This window comes from Pseudomonas sp. NY15435 (assembly GCF_048068295.1).
Lineage (GTDB): Bacteria > Pseudomonadota > Gammaproteobacteria > Pseudomonadales > Pseudomonadaceae > Pseudomonas.
Window position 1 is genome coordinate 210365 of record NZ_JBLUQA010000001.1, and the last position, 16320, is coordinate 226684.

General features: G+C 65.3%; 20 protein-coding genes. 13 read left to right on the forward strand and 7 right to left on the reverse strand.

The genetic code is table 11. The features are described from left to right. Positions 1-36: 36 nt before the first annotated feature. From ACNFH5_RS00970 to ACNFH5_RS01025, 12 genes are all read left to right on the forward strand, one after another. Positions 37-726, forward strand: coding sequence for a YggS family pyridoxal phosphate-dependent enzyme (locus ACNFH5_RS00970; protein WP_416743558.1), 690 nt, complete (start codon positions 37-39; stop codon positions 724-726). Positions 727-755: 29 nt separating this feature from the next. Continuing rightward, complete coding sequence (gene proC / locus ACNFH5_RS00975) at positions 756-1589, forward strand: pyrroline-5-carboxylate reductase (RefSeq protein ID WP_416743560.1); 834 nt, start codon at positions 756-758, stop codon at positions 1587-1589. A 265-nt stretch (positions 1590-1854) separates the two neighbouring features. Continuing rightward, positions 1855-2448, forward strand: a complete 594-nt coding sequence (locus ACNFH5_RS00980) for a YggT family protein (RefSeq protein ID WP_416743562.1) — start codon at positions 1855-1857, stop codon at positions 2446-2448. 6 nt (positions 2449-2454) lie between these two features. Next, positions 2455-2745: a DUF167 domain-containing protein gene (locus ACNFH5_RS00985; RefSeq protein WP_416743564.1), complete on the forward strand. Its 291-nt coding sequence runs from the start codon at positions 2455-2457 to the stop codon at positions 2743-2745. A gap of 118 nt (positions 2746-2863) precedes the next feature. Further along, positions 2864-4831 carry a dynamin family protein gene (locus ACNFH5_RS00990; protein ID WP_416743566.1) on the forward strand — a complete coding sequence of 656 codons (1968 nt, stop codon included), beginning with the start codon at positions 2864-2866 and terminating at the stop codon, positions 4829-4831. A gap of 98 nt (positions 4832-4929) precedes the next feature. Further along, positions 4930-6069 (forward strand): homoserine O-succinyltransferase MetX, encoded by a 1140-nt coding sequence (metX, locus tag ACNFH5_RS00995; protein WP_416743568.1) that lies wholly within the window; start codon positions 4930-4932, stop codon positions 6067-6069. A gap of 10 nt (positions 6070-6079) precedes the next feature. Further along, positions 6080-6700, forward strand: coding sequence for a methionine biosynthesis protein MetW (gene metW, locus ACNFH5_RS01000; RefSeq protein WP_416743570.1), 621 nt, complete (start codon positions 6080-6082; stop codon positions 6698-6700). A 34-nt stretch (positions 6701-6734) separates the two neighbouring features. Next, complete coding sequence (locus tag ACNFH5_RS01005) at positions 6735-7157, forward strand: DUF4426 domain-containing protein (protein ID WP_416743572.1); 423 nt, start codon at positions 6735-6737, stop codon at positions 7155-7157. Next, positions 7154-7747 carry an RdgB/HAM1 family non-canonical purine NTP pyrophosphatase gene (rdgB, locus tag ACNFH5_RS01010; RefSeq protein ID WP_416743574.1) on the forward strand — a complete coding sequence of 198 codons (594 nt, stop codon included), beginning with the start codon at positions 7154-7156 and terminating at the stop codon, positions 7745-7747. The genes ACNFH5_RS01005 and rdgB overlap by 4 nt, the downstream gene beginning before the upstream one ends. Continuing rightward, the gene (gene hemW, locus ACNFH5_RS01015; protein ID WP_416743576.1) at positions 7744-8931 is read left to right on the forward strand and encodes a radical SAM family heme chaperone HemW; all 1188 of its coding nucleotides are present in this window, start codon (positions 7744-7746) and stop codon (positions 8929-8931) included. The genes rdgB and hemW overlap by 4 nt, the downstream gene beginning before the upstream one ends. 72 nt (positions 8932-9003) lie before the next feature. After that, complete coding sequence (locus ACNFH5_RS01020; RefSeq protein WP_017520106.1) at positions 9004-9327, forward strand: DUF3392 domain-containing protein; 324 nt, start codon at positions 9004-9006, stop codon at positions 9325-9327. Between the two features lie 42 nt (positions 9328-9369). Beyond that, positions 9370-9624 (forward strand): hypothetical protein, encoded by a 255-nt coding sequence (locus tag ACNFH5_RS01025; protein WP_416743578.1) that lies wholly within the window; start codon positions 9370-9372, stop codon positions 9622-9624. 172 nt (positions 9625-9796) lie between these two features. Here ACNFH5_RS01025 and ACNFH5_RS01030 read toward each other — a convergent pair whose 3' ends face one another. The 5 genes from ACNFH5_RS01030 to ACNFH5_RS01050 all read right to left on the reverse strand — a co-directional run bounded on the left by ACNFH5_RS01030 (position 9797) and on the right by ACNFH5_RS01050 (position 13789). Then, the gene (locus tag ACNFH5_RS01030) at positions 9797-11143 is read right to left on the reverse strand and encodes a DUF1329 domain-containing protein (protein ID WP_416743580.1); all 1347 of its coding nucleotides are present in this window, start codon (positions 11141-11143) and stop codon (positions 9797-9799) included. Positions 11144-11312: 169 nt separating this feature from the next. Continuing rightward, complete coding sequence (trmB, locus tag ACNFH5_RS01035; RefSeq protein WP_416744368.1) at positions 11313-11984, reverse strand: tRNA (guanosine(46)-N7)-methyltransferase TrmB; 672 nt, start codon at positions 11982-11984, stop codon at positions 11313-11315. A gap of 269 nt (positions 11985-12253) precedes the next feature. Beyond that, positions 12254-13060 carry a thiazole synthase gene (locus tag ACNFH5_RS01040; RefSeq protein WP_037013526.1) on the reverse strand — a complete coding sequence of 269 codons (807 nt, stop codon included), beginning with the start codon at positions 13058-13060 and terminating at the stop codon, positions 12254-12256. Positions 13061-13119: 59 nt separating this feature from the next. Next, the gene (thiS, locus tag ACNFH5_RS01045) at positions 13120-13320 is read right to left on the reverse strand and encodes a sulfur carrier protein ThiS (protein ID WP_017520101.1); all 201 of its coding nucleotides are present in this window, start codon (positions 13318-13320) and stop codon (positions 13120-13122) included. A 100-nt stretch (positions 13321-13420) separates the two neighbouring features. After that, entirely contained in the window at positions 13421-13789 is a 369-nt protein-coding gene (locus ACNFH5_RS01050; protein ID WP_416743582.1) for a DUF423 domain-containing protein, read from the reverse strand. 32 nt (positions 13790-13821) lie between these two features. On the opposite strand from ACNFH5_RS01050, the gene mtgA reads away from it, so the two are divergent. Beyond that, positions 13822-14541 (forward strand): monofunctional biosynthetic peptidoglycan transglycosylase, encoded by a 720-nt coding sequence (gene mtgA, locus ACNFH5_RS01055; RefSeq protein WP_416743584.1) that lies wholly within the window; start codon positions 13822-13824, stop codon positions 14539-14541. 213 nt (positions 14542-14754) lie between these two features. Here the strand turns inward: mtgA and ACNFH5_RS01060 are convergent, their stop codons facing one another. Both ACNFH5_RS01060 and rpoH read right to left on the reverse strand, forming a co-directional pair. Next, complete coding sequence (locus ACNFH5_RS01060; protein ID WP_416743585.1) at positions 14755-15369, reverse strand: hypothetical protein; 615 nt, start codon at positions 15367-15369, stop codon at positions 14755-14757. 83 nt (positions 15370-15452) lie between these two features. Beyond that, positions 15453-16307, reverse strand: coding sequence for an RNA polymerase sigma factor RpoH (gene rpoH, locus ACNFH5_RS01065; protein ID WP_024766773.1), 855 nt, complete (start codon positions 16305-16307; stop codon positions 15453-15455). Positions 16308-16320: the final 13 nt, after the last annotated feature.

Below are 16320 nucleotides of genomic sequence, written 5' to 3' on the forward strand. Positions count from 1 at the left end.
CAGAACACGCAGCAGCCGGGCGGAAAAGCGACGGTAATGTCCACGATAGCAGAGAATATTGCAAAGGTTCGCGTACGAATCCGTGAGGCGGAACAAGCGAAAAATCGCACGCCTGACTCGGTGCAGTTGCTTGCCGTGAGCAAGACCAAACCCGCCGCCGATATCCGCGAGGCGTTCGCCTGCGGCCTGGCCGATTTTGGCGAGAACTACCTGCAGGAAGCGCTGCTCAAGCAGGCCGAGCTGGCCGACCTGCCACTGACCTGGCATTTCATCGGCCCCATCCAGTCGAACAAGACCCGGCCCATCGCCGAGCACTTCGACTGGGTGCACTCGGTGGACCGCCTGAAGGTCGCCCAGCGCCTCTCCGAGCAGCGCCCGGCGCACCTGCCGCCGCTGAACGTGCTGCTGCAGGTGAACGTCAGCGGCGAGGACAGCAAGTCCGGCTGCTCCCCTGCCGAACTGCCCGCCCTCGCCCAGGCCGTTGCGCAACTGCCCCACCTGAAACTGCGTGGCCTGATGGCAATCCCCGAACCCACCGAGGACGTTGCCGCGCAGCACGCCGCGTTCGCCCGCCTGCGCGAGCTGATGCAAGCCCTGAACCTCGGCCTGGACACCCTGTCCATGGGCATGAGCCACGACCTCGAAGCCGCCATCGGCGAAGGCGCCACCTGGGTGCGGATCGGTACCGCCCTGTTCGGCGCCCGCAACTACGGCGCCTCGCACTGACGCACTGAATGAATAAAGGAAGAGACTCCATGAGCAGCACCCGCATTGCCTTCATCGGCGCCGGCAACATGGCCGCCAGTCTCATCGGCGGCCTGCGCGCCAAGGGCGTGCAGGCCGGCAACATCCGCGCCAGCGACCCGGGCGCCGAGCAGCGCGCGAAGATCGCCGCCGAGCACGGCATCGAAGTGGTCGGCGACAACGCCAGCGCCGTGGCCGGCGCCGACGTGGTGGTCCTGGCGGTCAAGCCGCAGGTCATGAAGGACGTCTGCCTGGCGCTGGCGCCGGCGCTGAGCGAAAACGCGCTGATCGTCTCCATCGCCGCCGGCATCCCCTGCGCCAGCCTGGAGCGCTGGCTCGGCGCGGTGAACGGCCAGCCGCGCGCCATCGTCCGCTGCATGCCCAATACCCCGGCACTGGTCGGCCTGGGCGCCAGCGGCCTTTTCCCCAATGCCAGCGTCAGCGCCGCCCAGCGCGAACAGGCGCAGCAACTGCTGAGCGCCGTGGGCATTGCCCTGTGGCTGGACGAGGAGCGCCAGATCGACGCGGTCACCGCTGTCTCCGGCAGCGGCCCGGCCTACTTCTTCCTGCTGATGGAAGCCATGACCGCCGCTGGCGAGAAGCTCGGCCTGTCCCGCGAAGTCGCCGGCCAACTGGCCCGCCAGACCGCCCTGGGCGCCGCGCAGATGGCCACCACCAGCGATGTCGACCCGGCCGAACTGCGCCGCCGCGTGACCTCGCCCAAGGGCACCACCGAAGCGGCCATCACCACCTTCCAGGCCAACGGCTTCGAGGCACTTGTGGAGAAAGCAGTAGGCGCCGCCGACCACCGCTCCGCCGAGCTGGCCGAACAACTGGGCCGCTGATTGCGATGACGCACACCGCCCGGCGACCAGGGAAGGTCGCACTGCCCCTCGCCTTCGCCCTGCCGCGCAACCTGGTCGCGGCCCCGGCACACCGGCCCCACGCTGACGGCCTGCCGGGGTTGAATTTGCACGTGACGAAACACACTTACACGCGACCGGCGACGATGAATTCCCTACAGTATGGCGTTACAGCGCCGTCGTTGACCGACCGCCCGATTCGCCCGGCCCTGTGCGCCGGCGCCCAACGCTTACCAAGGACCGCCCAATGACCGGACTTTCCACAGCCGCCATCTATGTGATCCAGACACTTGGCAGCCTGTACCTGCTGATCGTGCTGCTGCGCTTCATCCTGCAACTGGTCCGCGCCGACTTCTACAACCCGCTCAGCCAGTTCATCGTGCGTGCCACCAAGCCGCTGCTGAACCCGCTGCGCCGTGTCATCCCCGGCTTCGGCGGCATCGACTTCGCCTCGCTGGTACTGGCCATCCTGGTCCAGCTGCTGCTGATGGTCATCACCTTGACCCTGATGGGCTACGGCGTCGGCGGCTACATTCTGCAACTGCTGGTGTGGTCGATCATCGCGGTGACCTCGCTGTTCCTGAAGATCTTCTTCTTCGCCCTGATCATCAGCGTGATCCTCTCCTGGGTCGCCCCGGGCAGCTACAACCCCGGCGCCCAGCTGGTGAACCAGATCTGCGAGCCGTTCCTGGCGCCCTTCCGCAAGCTGCTGCCGAACCTGGGCGGGCTGGATATCTCGCCGATCTTCGCCTTCATCGCGCTGAAGCTGATCGACATGCTGGTGATCGGCAACCTGGCAGCCATGACCGGGATGCCACAAATCCTTTCGCCCTTCATGTAAGCAGTCATGCCGTTCTACCACTGGGACGGCGAGGATCTGATCCTCGACTGCCACCTGCAGCCCAAGGCGAGCCGCGACGAGTTCGCCGGGCTGCACGGTGAGCGCCTGAAAATCCGCCTCACCGCGCCACCGGTCGAAGGCAAGGCCAACGCCCACCTGCTGGCCTTCCTCGGCAAGGCCTTCGGCGTACCGAAAAGCGCGGTGAAGCTGGAAAGCGGCGAACTCAATCGCCAGAAGCGCGTGCGCATTCCCCGTCCGACGAAAATTCCGGCAGAGCTCGGGATAGCCGCTCGGTAACCTTGGCCGACCTTACGTGTAGGAATGTGCTGTAGGCCAATTGCTATTCCTACACTCCGTCGCATAATCCACGCCATCCATTCCCCGCGCAGGACGCGCCAGCCCAAGGAACGCCCGGATGAGCATGGAACGTCTCAGTCAGCAGATCGATGCGTACGTCACCTGGAAGCGCGAGTTGGTCCGTGAGATCACCCGCTATCGCAGCTGGCTGGAACGCGCCCGGCTGAACACTCCGGAAATCGAGCAACGCCTCGAACGCACCCTGCGCCTGCTGCGCGTCGACCACATCACCCTGGCCTTCGTTGGCGAGTATTCGCGCGGCAAGACCGAGCTGATCAACAGCCTGTTCTTCTCCGGCTACGGCCGCCGCATGCTGCCGTCCCAGGCCGGGCGCACCACCATGTGCCCCACCGAGCTGTTCTTCGACCCGCGTTCGGAGCGGCCGTACATCCGCCTGCTGCCCATCGAGACCCGCGCCGCCGACGCCAGCGTTGCGCAGTTCAAGCGCATCCCGCGGCACTGGGTAAACATCCCGCTGGACACCTCCGACCCGGCAAACATGGCCGAAGCCTTCGCCCAGGTTGCCAAGACCAAGCCACTACCGGTGGAACAGGCGATCCAGCTGGGCTTCCACCCGGACATGCTCGAAGCCACCGACAAGCCCGGCATCGTGCTGGTGCCTGCCTGGCGCCACGCGCTGGTCAACTTCGACCACCCGCTGCTGCGCCAGGGCCTGCGCATCCTCGACACGCCCGGCCTGAACGCCCTGGGCAGCGAGCCGGAACTGACTCTGTCGATGCTGCCCAGTGCGCAGTCGATCCTCTTCCTGCTGGCTGCCGATACCGGAGTCACCGCCTCCGACATGGCGATCTGGCAGGATCACGTGCGCCAGCTCGGCGAAGACGGCCACACCTCCCTTTATGCGGTGCTGAACAAGATCGACGTGCTCTGGGACGACCTGGCCGGTGAAGCCTTCGTGCAGAACGCCATCCGCCATATCCAGGACACCACCGCGCGCCAGCTGGGCATTGCCCGCGAGGACGTGCTGCCGCTGTCGGCCAAGCAAGCGTTGCTGGCCAAGGTTCGCGGCGACCGCGAATTGCTTGCGCGCAGCCAGATGGAATCCCTCGAAGAGCTGCTCTGCGAGCGCATCGTCGCGCAGAAGGAGCGCCTGCTGGAGACGGCCGTGGTCGGCCAGGTGCTGGCGCTGGTGAATAACAGCCAGCATAGTCTGCGCGTGCGCCTGGACAAGGTGAAGGAGCAGCAGGCGCTGCTCAACGATCAACAGCAGGACAGCGGCCAACTGCTGTTCGAACTGACCGCGCGAACCAAGGACGACCACAACCTGCACCACAAGCGCTTGCTCAGCCTGAAGACCAACCAGCGCCTGCTGCGCCACCAGGGCGAGCAGCTGCGCGAGGCGGTGCGCGCCGAACGTCTGGAACAGCACCTGAAGAAGGTCCACGACAAACTGCGCGGCAGTTGGACCACCGTCGGCATTCACCAGGCCATCCTGCAGTTCTTCCGCACCGTAGAGGGCGACCTGGTTGCCCTCGGCCACGAAGCGGAGACCGCCAACCGCATGGTGGCAGCCATCTACCTGCGGCATAACGAGGAAAACCCGCTCAACGCCCTGGACGCCCCGCAGTTCCGCGTCCAGCGCTACCTGCGCGACCTCGCCAAGCTGCAGGAAAAGGCCGACCGCTTCCGCCTGCACCTCAAGACCCTGCTCACCGAGCAGCGCCTGCTGACCCGGCGCTTCTTCGCCACCGTCGCCCAGGAAGTCATCGGCCTGCACCAGCGCCTGCGCGAAGAGGCCGAACAGTGGGCCGCCGACGCCCTGATGCCGCTGATGCAGTACAGCCTGGAACACAAGCAGATGCTGGAAACCCACATGCTGCGCCTCAAGGCCCTGGCCCAGGAAACCCAGCAGGCGCGCCAGCGCTCGCTGCTGCTGGGACGCTATACAGAGGAACTGGAACAGCAGCTCGCCGAAGCCACCGACATCCTCCGCCAGCTGCGCCGCCCGGCACCGCTGCAGCGCCAGGCCAAGGTCGTCACCCTGCCCACCTCCCAGCGCGCCTGAAACCCGCGCCACGCCCGCCCCGCCCCTTCCGAGCGCGCTTGCCGCAGGGGGCGGCGCTCTTTAGACTGGCCGTCCTTTTTTATTCATGAGCTGGGTCGATGCCAACAGTCTTCCCCGAAGATTCCGTCGGTCTGGTCACCCCCCAGACGCTGCAGTTCAACGAACCGCTGCCCCTGGCCTGCGGCAAGACCCTGCCCGAATACCAGCTGGTGATCGAGACCTACGGCGAACTGAACGCCACGGCGAGCAATGCCGTGCTGATCTGCCACGCCCTCTCCGGCCACCACCACGCCGCCGGCTACCACAGCGTCGATGAGCGCAAGCCGGGCTGGTGGGACAGCTGCATCGGTCCGGGCAAGCCCATCGACACCCGCAAGTTCTTCGTCGTCGCGCTGAACAACCTGGGTGGCTGCAACGGCTCCACCGGGCCGACCAGCCTCAACCCCGCCACCGGCAAGACCTACGGCGCGGATTTCCCGGTCGTCACCGTGGATGACTGGGTCAACAGCCAGGCACGCCTGGCCGATCGCCTCGGCATCCAGAGCTGGGCGGCCATCGTCGGTGGCAGCCTGGGCGGCATGCAGGCGCTGCAATGGACCATCAGCTATCCCGAGCGCGTGCGCCATTGCCTGTGCATCGCCAGCGCCCCCAAGCTGTCGGCGCAGAACATCGCCTTCAACGAAGTCGCGCGCCAGGCGATCCTCTCCGACCCGGAGTTCTTCGGCGGCCACTTCCAGGAACACGACGTGATTCCCAAGCGCGGCCTGCGCCTGGCGCGGATGGTCGGGCACATCACCTATCTCTCCGATGACGCCATGGGCGCCAAGTTCGGCCGCGACATGAAGTCGGAGAAGCTCAACTACGACCTGCACAGCGTCGAGTTCCAGGTGGAAAGCTACCTGCGCTACCAGGGCGAGGAGTTCTCCACTCGCTTCGACGCCAACACCTACCTGCTGATGACCAAGGCGCTGGACTACTTCGACCCGGCCGCCGCCCACGGTGACGACCTGGCGCGTACCCTCGCCGGGGTGAAAGCGGACTTCTGCCTGATGTCCTTCACCACCGACTGGCGCTTCTCCCCGGCGCGTTCGCGGGAGATCGTCGACGCGCTGCTGGCGGCAAAGAAGAACGTCAGCTACCTGGAAATCGACGCCCCGCAAGGCCACGACGCCTTCCTGATGCCGATTCCGCGCTACCTGCAAGCCTTCAGCGGTTACATGCACCGCATCAGCGTATAAAAGGACACCCATGCGCGCCGACCTGGAAATCATCCAAGACTGGATCCCCGCCGGCAGCCGCGTGCTCGACCTGGGCTGCGGCGACGGCGAGCTGCTCGCCTGGCTGCGCGACCACAAGCAGGTGGGCGGCTACGGCCTGGAGATCGACCCCGAAAAGATCGCCAAGTGCATCGAACGTGGCGTCAACGTTATCGAACAGGACCTCGACAAGGGGCTGGGCAACTTTGCCAGCAACAGCTTCGACGTGGTGGTGATGACCCAGTCGCTGCAGGCCCTGCGCTACCCGGACAAGGTGCTGGCGGAAATGCTCCGCGTGGGCAGGACCTGCATCATCACCTTCCCCAACTTCGGTCACTGGCGCTGCCGCTGGTACCTCGCGCGCAATGGCCGCATGCCGGTGTCGGACTTCCTTCCGTACACTTGGTACAACACGCCGAACATCCACTTCTGCACCTTCCGCGACTTCGAGGCGCTCTGCCACGAGCAGCACGCGAAGGTGCTGGACCGCCTGGCGGTGGACCACGAGCACCAGCATGGCTGGGCCTCGCGAATCTGGCCTAATCTGTTGGGTGAGATCGGCATCTACCGAATCAGCGGCGCTGGCGTGCAAGACCACCGCATCGCCGTCTGATCGCGGCTATCCGATAGAGCCCGGGAGAAACATCATGCGCCGCCTGCTTACCTTCTTCGCCTGCCTGGTCCTCGCCGTCCCCGCCTTCGCCGAACAGGTGAAGCGCCTGGGTGACCTGCAGGTGCACTACAGCGTGTTCAACTCCAGCTTCCTCCAGCCCAATGTCGCGCAAGCGGTAGGCGTGGTGCGGAGCAAGGCCCAGGGCGTGGTCAACATCGTGCCGCTGGATGCCAGCGGCAAACCGGCCAACGCCACCGTCGCCGGCTCCGCCAAGAACCTGATGGGCCAGACCATTCCCCTGACCTTCAAGCGCGTGGTCGAGGAAGGCGCCGTCTACAACCTGGCGCAGTTCCCCATCGAAGGCCGCGAAACCCTGACCTTCTCCATCCAGGTTCAGTCCGGAAGCGAAGCCCCGCAAAGCTTCGACTTCATGCAGGAAATCTTCCCAGACGAATGATCAAGCTCGAACAACTGGTGCTGGCCAGTCACAACGCCGGCAAGCTCAAGGAACTCCAGGCCATGCTCGGAGCCCACGTGAAGGTGCGCTCCATCGGCGAGTTCAGTGACGTGGAGCCGGAAGAGACCGGCCTGTCCTTCGTCGAGAACGCCATCCTCAAGGCCCGCAACGCCGCGCGCATCTCCGGCCTGCCGGCACTGGCCGACGACTCCGGCCTGGCAGTGGACTTCCTCGGCGGCGCACCGGGCATCTATTCCGCGCGCTACGCCGACGGCAAGGGTGACGCGGCGAACAACGCCAAGCTGCTGGACGCCCTGAAAGACGTGCAGGACGAGCAGCGCGGCGCCCAGTTCGTCAGCGTGCTGGCACTCGTCCGCCATGCCGATGACCCGCTACCGATTCTCTGCGAAGGCCTCTGGCACGGCAGCATCCTGCGCGAAGCCCGCGGCGAACACGGCTTTGGTTACGACCCCCTGTTCTGGGTGCCGGAAGCCGAGTGCTCCAGCGCCGAACTGCCGCCCGAACGCAAGAACCAGATCAGCCACCGCGCCCGCGCGATGGCCCTGCTGAAGCAGCGGCTGGGTCTATGAGCCAGGCAGGAAGCCACGGGCTCGACGCCGGGCCGGTGGTTTCCGGCTTTCGCCTGCCACCGCTGTCCGCGTATGTGCACATCCCCTGGTGCGTACGCAAATGCCCCTATTGCGACTTCAACTCCCACGCCGCCGGCCCGGAACTGCCCGAGGATGCCTACGTCGAGGCGCTGCTGGCGGACCTCACGGCTGATCGCGGCTACGTCCATGGCCGCAAGCTGACCTCGATCTTCTTCGGCGGCGGCACGCCCAGCCTGTTCTCCGCCAAGGCGCTGGGCCGCATCCTCGAAGGGCTGGAAAGGCAGGTCGGTTTCGAAAGCGATATCGAGATCACCCTGGAAGCCAACCCCGGCACCTTCGAGCAGGCCAAGTTCGCCGACTACCGCAAGCTGGGGATCAACCGGCTGTCCATCGGCATCCAGAGTTTCCAGGCCGAGAAGCTCAAGGCGCTGGGCCGCATCCACGATGGCGACGAAGCTGTGCGTGCGGCCGAGATGGCCCGCCGCGCCGGCTTCGACAACTTCAACCTGGACCTGATGCACGGCCTGCCGGAACAGAGCGTCGCCGACGCACTGAGCGACCTGCAGCAGGCCATCGACCTGGCGCCGACGCACCTGTCCTGGTACCAGCTGACCATGGAACCGAACACGGTGTTCTGGAGCCAGCCGCCGGAACTGCCCGAGGACGACCAGCTGTGGGAAATCCAGGAGGCCGGACAGGCGCTGCTCGCCCAGGCGGACTACGTCCAGTATGAAACCTCGGCCTATGCCCGGAACGGCAAGCGCGCGCGGCACAACCTGAACTACTGGACCTTCGGCGATTTCCTCGGTATCGGCGCCGGCGCCCACGCCAAGCTGAGCACCCCGGAAGGGCGCATCCTGCGCACCTGGAAGACCCGCCTGCCAAAGGACTACCTGAATCCGGAGAAGCCCTTCCAGGCCGGCGAGCGCGACCTGGAGCCCGGCGACCTGCCCTTCGAGTTCATGATGAACGCTCTGCGCCTGACCGAGGGTGTGCCCGCGACCACCTTCGCCGAGCGCACCGGCCTGCCGCTGACCGCCATCGAGGAAGCCTGCCGACAGGCGCGCAAGGACGGCCTGCTGCTGGACGATCCGCAACGGCTTGCCCCCACCGAACGCGGCCAGTTGTTCCTCAACGACCTGCTGCAGCGCTTCCTGCCCTGAGAACCGCCCGAGCGACGCCAGCGTCGCTCGCCGTGTACACTCCCCGGCGACTCTGAATCCCAAGGAGCCCCAATGGACTTCGCGCTCGACCTGATTGCCAACGTCTCCCGCTGGTGCCGCGGCCACTTGTCCGACATCGCCCTGGCGATCATGGCTACCGTGCTGGTGCTGTTCGGCCCGGCGATCAACGCCTGGGTGCAGCAGCGCATCGGCAGCCTGAACTTCGTCTTCCGCACCTTGCTGTTCGTGCTGATCTGCGCCGTGGGCTACGGCCTGGCGATGGTCTTCGTGACGCCGTGGCTGGCCAAGGGCCTGGGCTACTTCAACAACTACACCCTGGCGCCCGTGCTGCTGCTAGTGTTCTTCGTGATTGGCATGATCGCCGACCGCAGCTGACCTGCGGACCTCCGGCGGTTGGCCACCACCGCCGGAGGACACATGAAGCCGATCAAGCATCTTTACCTGCACTTCTCCGATGGCCAGCGCCTGGCGCTGCGCTTTCCGCAACAGAGCGACGACCCCGCCGAAGTGGCCCGCGGCATCCGCAAGCAGATGGAATCACCGGTGATCAGCATCGAGGTGGACGGCGACCTGCTGATCATCCCACGCACCAGCATCAAGTACCTGCAGCTCAGCCCGGCGCCGATGCGCATGCCGGAGACCACTGTGCTGGGCGCCGAGTTGATCGAGTAACGCGCGCCTGGACCGGGTCAACCCCGGGAAGGAGGCTTTGTGTAGGAGCGAACTTGCTCGCGAACGGATTTGCCGGCAGCTCCAGCACTGTGCGGGTTCGCGAGCAAGCTCGCTCCTACAGGTCGATTTGCGCAGATAGACAAAGGCCGCCTCGCGGCGGCCTCTGCTGGACTCAATTGCCCTCGCGGCGCAACGCCTGCGGGGTGAAGTCGCGCGGCCCCAGCGGGACCTTGAAGTCGTACATCGGCTCGTTGTTGTCCAGGCCGTCGACGAAGTAGCGCTTGCCCTCGAAGTCGTACAGCGCTTCCAGGGTGCTGAGCACCATGGGTACGTCGTAATAGTTGATCGGATGTACTTCCTGAGCGCGGATCAGCTTGCCGTCGGTGTTGTAGATGTCCGAGGCGAGGATTTGCCAGCTGTCTTCATCCAGGTAGAAACGGCGCTTGGCGAACGGATGTCCCATGCCCTTGCGCAGTGTCGCCTCGACCACCCAGACGCGGTGCGGCTCGTAGCGCAGCAGTTCGGGGTTGAGGGTCTTGGTGCGCAGGATGTCGGCGTAGGGAATGCCCTTCTGGTGCACCGCGTAGCTGTTGTACGGCACGAGCATTTCGCGCTTGCCCAGCAGTTGCCACTCGTAGTGGTCCGGCGCGCCGTTGTAGACGTCCACGGTATCGGCGGTGGCCAGGCCGTTGGTGTCCGGCTGCAGGGTGTCGTAGGCCAGGCTCGGCAGGCGGCGCACGCGGCGCTCGCCGCTGTTGAAGCGCCAGGCCTTGCGGATCGACAGCACCTGGTCGATGGTCTCCTGCACCACCAGCGCGGAGCCGGCGAGCTTGGCCGGGGCGACGATGTTGTACTTGTAGTAGAACAGCGTGTTGTTCAGGTCCTGCGGGGTCATGCCCTCGCGGCCGTAGTTGAAGTACACGTAGCGGTCGAGCTTGAGCAGGTTGTAGCTGCCGCTGGCGAGCACGGCGGCCTGGTTGGTCACCATGTGAATCTGCTCGCCACGGTAACGCATGATGTGGTTCCAGATGGCTTCCAGACCGGTCTTGGGCATCGGGAACGGCACGCCGGCGGCGGCACCCTGGACGCCGTTACCATCAGCGATCAGCTCGGCGTTCTCGGCGTTGAAGCGAGTAGCGTCATAAATGCGCTGCGGCAGCGAGGCGCTGCGGCGGCTGGGGAAGACGCGCAGGTAGTAGTCCGGGTTTTCCTGCAACAATGCCTGGGTGCCGGGCGTGAGCAGCGCCTGGTACTGCGCCAGGTTCTTGCTGTCGATCTTGTACTGCACGGCATCGGCGGCGTACGGATCGGGATGGTGCATGCCAGGCTGGTAGCCCGCCGGGGCGACGGTGATACCGCCCGTCCACGCAGGGATGGTGCCACTGGCGTTGCCAGCCATTTCCGCCCCCATCGGCGTCAGGTCGCGGCCCAGTCGAGCGGCCTCGGCGGCATCGACCTTCGCCTGCGCCGGCAGGGCCCACGCCCCCGCCATCAGCAGTACAGCAAGTTTCTTCAACACAGCAGACTCCTTTGCGACGGACTCCTGTCCATCACTCTTATTTTCGTCCGCGGCGGATGCCGCTTTTTATTCAGGAGGTGAGGGGTGGCCCTGGGGCCTGCCGGGTGGTCCCGGTCTGTAGGGTGTTCGTGCGTGAAAAAGGCCTGCTGTGCAGGCCTTTTCCGTACCTTCAGTCGACCCGCTCGAACTTCAGGTCCCAGACACCATGGCCGAGTCGCTCCCCGCGACGTTCGAACTTGGTGACCGGGCGCTCGTCCGGGCGCGGCACGTAGGTATTATCGGCCGAAAGGTTGCGGTAGCCGGGTGCGGCATTCATCACTTCCAGCATGTGCTCGGCGTATTGCTCCCAGTCGGTGGCCATGTGCAGCACGCCACCGACCTTCAGCTTCTGCCGCACCAGCTCGGCCCAGGCTGGCTGTACGATGCGACGCTTGTGGTGGCGCGACTTGTGCCACGGGTCCGGGAAGAACAGCAGCAGGCGGTCGAGGCTGGCATCGGCCACGCAGTCGCGCAGTACCTCGATGGCATCGCAGCTGTAAACGCGGATATTGGTCAGGTCCTGGGTCAGCATGCCGTTGAGCAGTGCGCCAACACCCGGACGGTGCACTTCCACACCAATGAAGTCCTGCTCCGGCGCGGCCGCGGCCATCTCCAGGGTCGCGTGCCCCATGCCAAAGCCGATCTCGAAGGTGCGCGGCGCCTGGCGCCCGAATACCTGGTCGAAGTCCCGCGCGCCGTCGGCCAGTTCCAGGCCGAACTTCGGCCAGCCCTGATCAAGGCCGCGCTGCTGGCCTTCAGTCATACGACCGGCACGCATCACGAAGCTCTTGATGGCGCGCATCGGCCGGTTTTCGGCGTCGGGCTGGTTCTCGGGCTGATTCTCGGGAATGTCACTCATGACTCGGACCTTGCGGGTAAATGCACACGCGGGCCGGCTGCGACTGTCCATGGCAAACCGGCCCGCGTGTCGGTGTCTATTAAATGCCTGCCAACGATCTCGCGAGCTAGAGCGGAACTAGGCGAAAAGTGGGGCGGGAGCGGAGTTTACACGCAGTAAATGAGCATCCCGAACCACTTTTCAACGACGTTCCGCCGACGCGCAGCAGGTCGTTAGTTGATCAGACCCGTCATCGGCGACGACGCGCTCGCATACAGCTTGCGCGGCATGCGGCCAGCCAGGTAGGCCAGGCGGCCAGCGACGATGGCGTGCTTCATGGCTTCGGCCATCATCACCGGGTTCTGCGCGTGAGCGATGGCAGTGTTCATCAACACGGCCTCACAGCCCAGCTCCATGGCGATGGTGGCGTCGGAGGCAGTGCCCACGCCGGCATCCACCAGCACCGGAACGGTCGCTTCTTCGAGGATGATGCGCAGGTTGTACGGGTTGCAGATGCCCAGGCCCGAACCGATCAGGCCGGCCAGCGGCATCACAGCGATGCAGCCGATCTCGGCCAGCTGGCGCGCGATGATCGGGTCGTCGCTGGTGTACACCATGACGTCGAAGCCGTCCTTGACCAGCACTTCGGCGGCCTTGAGGGTTTCCACGACGTTGGGGAAGAGGGTCTTCTGGTCAGCCAGGACTTCCAGCTTGACCAGGTTGTGGCCATCCAGCAGCTCACGGGCCAGGCGGCAGGTGCGCACGGCTTCGACGGCGTCGTAGCAGCCGGCGGTGTTCGGCAGGATGGTGTAGCGATCCGGCGGAATCACGTCCAGCAGGTTGGGCTCGCCCGGGTTCTGGCCGATGTTGGTACGGCGCACGGCGACAGTGACGATCTCGGCGCCCGAGGCCTCGATGGCGACGCGGGTCTCTTCGAGATCCTTGTACTTGCCGGTGCCGACCAGCAGGCGCGAATTGTAGGTACGACCAGCCAGGGTAAAGGGCTTGTCGACCGGCAGGTTGGAAGATGCTTGGCTCATCGGATCACTCCTGACGAAAAGGAAGGCGGGCGGGGCCTGAAAGTCTGGGGTAGCGGGGACTAGCCGCCACCGATGGCATGCACCACTTCTACCTGGTCGCCTTCGCTCAGGGCGGTGGCGGCGTGCTGGCTGCGCGGCACGATGTCCTGGTTGAGCTCGACCGCGACACGCTTGCCGGTGAGGTCGAGACGCTCGAGCAGGTTGGCGACGCTGTGGCCGTCGGGCAGCTCGAAAGGTTCGCCATTCAACTGAATACGCATGGGCGGGACGGTCGTTGCTGGAGGGGTCGGCATTCTAGCCCGATCACGGCGGATGACCAAGGTATCCGGGCGTCGCACTCGGGCTTTTCTGACGCTCGGGTCAACCCAGCTGGAAGGCCGCGACCAGCAGCAGCGCCCAGCCGATGAGGAAGAACAGGCCGCCGATCGGTGTGATGATGCCCACGCTCAAGCCCGCCAGGGTCAACAGGTAAAGGCTCCCGGAGAACAGCAGAATGCCGACGGTGAAAGCCCAGCCGGCGAGGCTGATGAGGGTGCCGCCGATGTGCGCGGTAAGCAGCGCCACGCCGAACAGCGCCAGCGCGTGCAGCATCTGGTAGTGCACGCCGGTCTGGAACACCGCCAGGTACTCGGGCGTGAGCTTGCTCTTCAGGCCGTGGGCGGCGAAGGCGCCCAGGGCGACCCCGGTGAAACCGAAGAACGCGGCGAGCATCAGGAAAGTACGCAGCATGGGACAGCTCCAGGCAGGTGAGTGCCGCTATAATGGCCCGCTCATCCGCCCAGGCAAAGCCTCGAATGCCCAAGCTGCTCCGCCGCCTGCTCAAGATTGCGCTCTGGTTCGTCGCCGTCAGCGTGGCGCTGGTCATCCTCCTGCGCTGGGTGCCGCCGCCCGGAACCATGGTGATGGTCGAGCGCAAGGTCGAATCCTGGTTCAACGGCAAACCCATCGACCTGCAGCGCAGCTGGCGCTCCTGGGACGAACTGCCGGACAGCCTCAAGCTCGCGGTGATCGCCGGCGAGGACCAGAAGTTCGCCGAACACCACGGCTTCGATCTTCCCGCCATCCAGAAGGCCCTGGCGCACAACGAACAGGGCGGCAAGGTGCGCGGCGGCAGCACGATCAGCCAGCAAGTGGCGAAGAACGTTTTCCTCTGGACCGGCCGCAGTTGGGTACGCAAAGGCTTCGAGGCCTGGTTCACCCTACTGATCGAGACCTTCTGGTCCAAGCAGCGGATTCTTGAGGTTTACCTCAACAGCGTCGAATGGGATGCCGGCGTATTTGGCGCCCAGGCCGCTGCGCAGCATCACTTCGGCGTCGACGCCAAGCGCCTGTCGCAGCAACAGGCCAGCCTGCTGGCCGCCGTGCTGCCCAACCCGCGCAAGTGGAGCGCCGGCAAACCCGGCCCCTACGTGCGCCAGCGCGCCTCGTGGATTCGCCAGCAGATGTGGCAGTTGGGTAGCGAGTACCTGCAGCGGCTGTAAGGACTTTGGCGTGGAAACATCGGCGCTGGGCGTTCCCTCTCCCCAGCCCTCTCCCTCAAGGGAGAGGGAGCAGCTCTGCGCGGTGCCTTCTTTTCGTTCACCCCTGTTGCTTCAGGAGTGCTCAGGACCTGGAGCTGGTGCCGGGCAGTCCCCTCTCCCTTCAGGGAGAGGGGAGTTTTGCTCCGCCCCTGACCAATAGAATACGAACAAGCGCTAGGGCGCCTCGCCAGCCTTGAACGTATTGCGCGGCACCACGCGCACCCACTGCAGGGTGCCGTCGCGGTGCAGCAGGGTCATGCCCTTCTCCGGATAGACCCAGGCCTCGCCGCCATCCACCTGCAGACGCAGGCGCGGGTCGCCCAGGCTCACCGCCAGGGGCCCGACCGCCAGGTCTTCCTGCGGCGCCAGCGCCAACTCGGAAACCGGCTTGTTGCCCAACTGGCCCATCAGCTCGGCGCTCAGCGGCTGGTCCTTGCTGGTCGGCTGCATGCCGGTGGCCTTGGCCAGGCTGGCATGCTCGGCGTCACTCAGCGCCAGCTCAGCCTCGACGTGCCATGGCCCCTCGTCCGTCACCAGCCTGCCGCGATAATGCAACTGCGGACCATCCTGGCTGGCAGTCAGCCAGAGCTCGCCCGCCTGCTGGCCCTGCAGATCATTCAGAGTCAGCTTGTCGTCGGCCAGCGGCTCGAAGACCTTTTCCTTCCAGTCGTTGAACCACTGCGGCGGTTTGGGCGGCGCCGAAGTACGGGCAACCCAGGTACCCAGGCCGAAAGCCAACAGGGCGATGACCAGGAAGAACATCCCGTGGACGGGACGCAGGCGCGGCATGGGGCTCTCCAGACACAGACAAACGGACAGAAAAAAACCGCACCAGGGTGCGGTTCGCGACTCGCAGGGCGCGTCGAAGCCGATCAGGCTTCGATGCGACCCTTGAGCTTGTTCATCGCGTTCTTTTCCAGCTGACGAATCCGCTCGGCGGACACGTTGTACTTGGCCGCCAGGTCGTGCAGCGTCGCCTTCTCCTCGGCCAGCCAACGCTGGTAGAGGATGTCGCGGCTGCGCTCGTCCAGGCCTTCCAGCGCCTCGTGCAGGCTGGCGGTGGAGCTGTCGCTCCAGTCCGCTTCCTCCAGCTGGCGCGCCGGGTCGTAGCGATGGTCTTCCAGATAATGCGCCGGGGACTGGTAGGCGCTCTCATCGTCGGCATCCGCCGCCGGGTCGAAGGCCATGTCCTGTCCGGTAAGACGGCTTTCCATCTCGCGGACTTCGCGGGCCTCGACACCGAGGGTTTCCGCAACGCGGTGCACTTCGTCGTTGCTCAACCAGGCCAGTTTCTTCTTCTGGCTGCGCAGATTGAAGAACAGCTTGCGCTGCGCCTTGGTGGTCGCGACTTTCACGATCCGCCAGTTGCGCAGGATGAACTCGTGGATTTCCGCCTTGATCCAGTGCACGGCGAACGACACCAGGCGCACACCCATTTCCGGGTTGAAGCGCTTCACAGCCTTCATCAGGCCGACGTTGCCTTCCTGGATCAGATCGGCCTGGGCCAGGCCGTACCCGGAATAACTCCGGGCGATGTGCACAACAAAGCGCAGGTGCGCCAGAACCATTTGCCGTGCCGCTTCCAGATCTTGCTGGTAGAAGAGGCGTTCGGCCAGTTCGCGCTCCTGCTCCGGCGTCAGCAGCGGAATGCTGTTCACCGAGTGCACATAGGCTTCCAGGTTCGCACCGGGAGCCAGGGCATAAACAGGTTGCAGAGAAGTGGTCATGCGAATCCTCCGA

Coding starts and splice junctions, on each gene's coding strand:
- ACNFH5_RS00970 (WP_416743558.1), top strand. CDS start 37: ATGTCCACGATAGCAGAGAATATTGCAAAGGTTCGCGTACGAATCCGT.
- proC (WP_416743560.1), top strand. CDS start 756: ATGAGCAGCACCCGCATTGCCTTCATCGGCGCCGGCAACATGGCCGCC.
- ACNFH5_RS00980 (WP_416743562.1), top strand. CDS start 1,855: ATGACCGGACTTTCCACAGCCGCCATCTATGTGATCCAGACACTTGGC.
- ACNFH5_RS00985 (WP_416743564.1), top strand. CDS start 2,455: ATGCCGTTCTACCACTGGGACGGCGAGGATCTGATCCTCGACTGCCAC.
- ACNFH5_RS00990 (WP_416743566.1), top strand. CDS start 2,864: ATGAGCATGGAACGTCTCAGTCAGCAGATCGATGCGTACGTCACCTGG.
- metX (WP_416743568.1), top strand. CDS start 4,930: ATGCCAACAGTCTTCCCCGAAGATTCCGTCGGTCTGGTCACCCCCCAG.
- metW (WP_416743570.1), top strand. CDS start 6,080: ATGCGCGCCGACCTGGAAATCATCCAAGACTGGATCCCCGCCGGCAGC.
- ACNFH5_RS01005 (WP_416743572.1), top strand. CDS start 6,735: ATGCGCCGCCTGCTTACCTTCTTCGCCTGCCTGGTCCTCGCCGTCCCC.
- rdgB (WP_416743574.1), top strand. CDS start 7,154: ATGATCAAGCTCGAACAACTGGTGCTGGCCAGTCACAACGCCGGCAAG.
- hemW (WP_416743576.1), top strand. CDS start 7,744: ATGAGCCAGGCAGGAAGCCACGGGCTCGACGCCGGGCCGGTGGTTTCC.
- ACNFH5_RS01020 (WP_017520106.1), top strand. CDS start 9,004: ATGGACTTCGCGCTCGACCTGATTGCCAACGTCTCCCGCTGGTGCCGC.
- ACNFH5_RS01025 (WP_416743578.1), top strand. CDS start 9,370: ATGAAGCCGATCAAGCATCTTTACCTGCACTTCTCCGATGGCCAGCGC.
- trmB (WP_416744368.1), bottom strand. CDS start 11,984: ATGCGCGCCATCAAGAGCTTCGTGATGCGTGCCGGTCGTATGACTGAA.
- ACNFH5_RS01040 (WP_037013526.1), bottom strand. CDS start 13,060: ATGAGCCAAGCATCTTCCAACCTGCCGGTCGACAAGCCCTTTACCCTG.
- thiS (WP_017520101.1), bottom strand. CDS start 13,320: ATGCGTATTCAGTTGAATGGCGAACCTTTCGAGCTGCCCGACGGCCAC.
- ACNFH5_RS01050 (WP_416743582.1), bottom strand. CDS start 13,789: ATGCTGCGTACTTTCCTGATGCTCGCCGCGTTCTTCGGTTTCACCGGG.
- mtgA (WP_416743584.1), top strand. CDS start 13,822: ATGGCCCGCTCATCCGCCCAGGCAAAGCCTCGAATGCCCAAGCTGCTC.
- ACNFH5_RS01060 (WP_416743585.1), bottom strand. CDS start 15,369: ATGCCGCGCCTGCGTCCCGTCCACGGGATGTTCTTCCTGGTCATCGCC.
- rpoH (WP_024766773.1), bottom strand. CDS start 16,307: ATGACCACTTCTCTGCAACCTGTTTATGCCCTGGCTCCCGGTGCGAAC.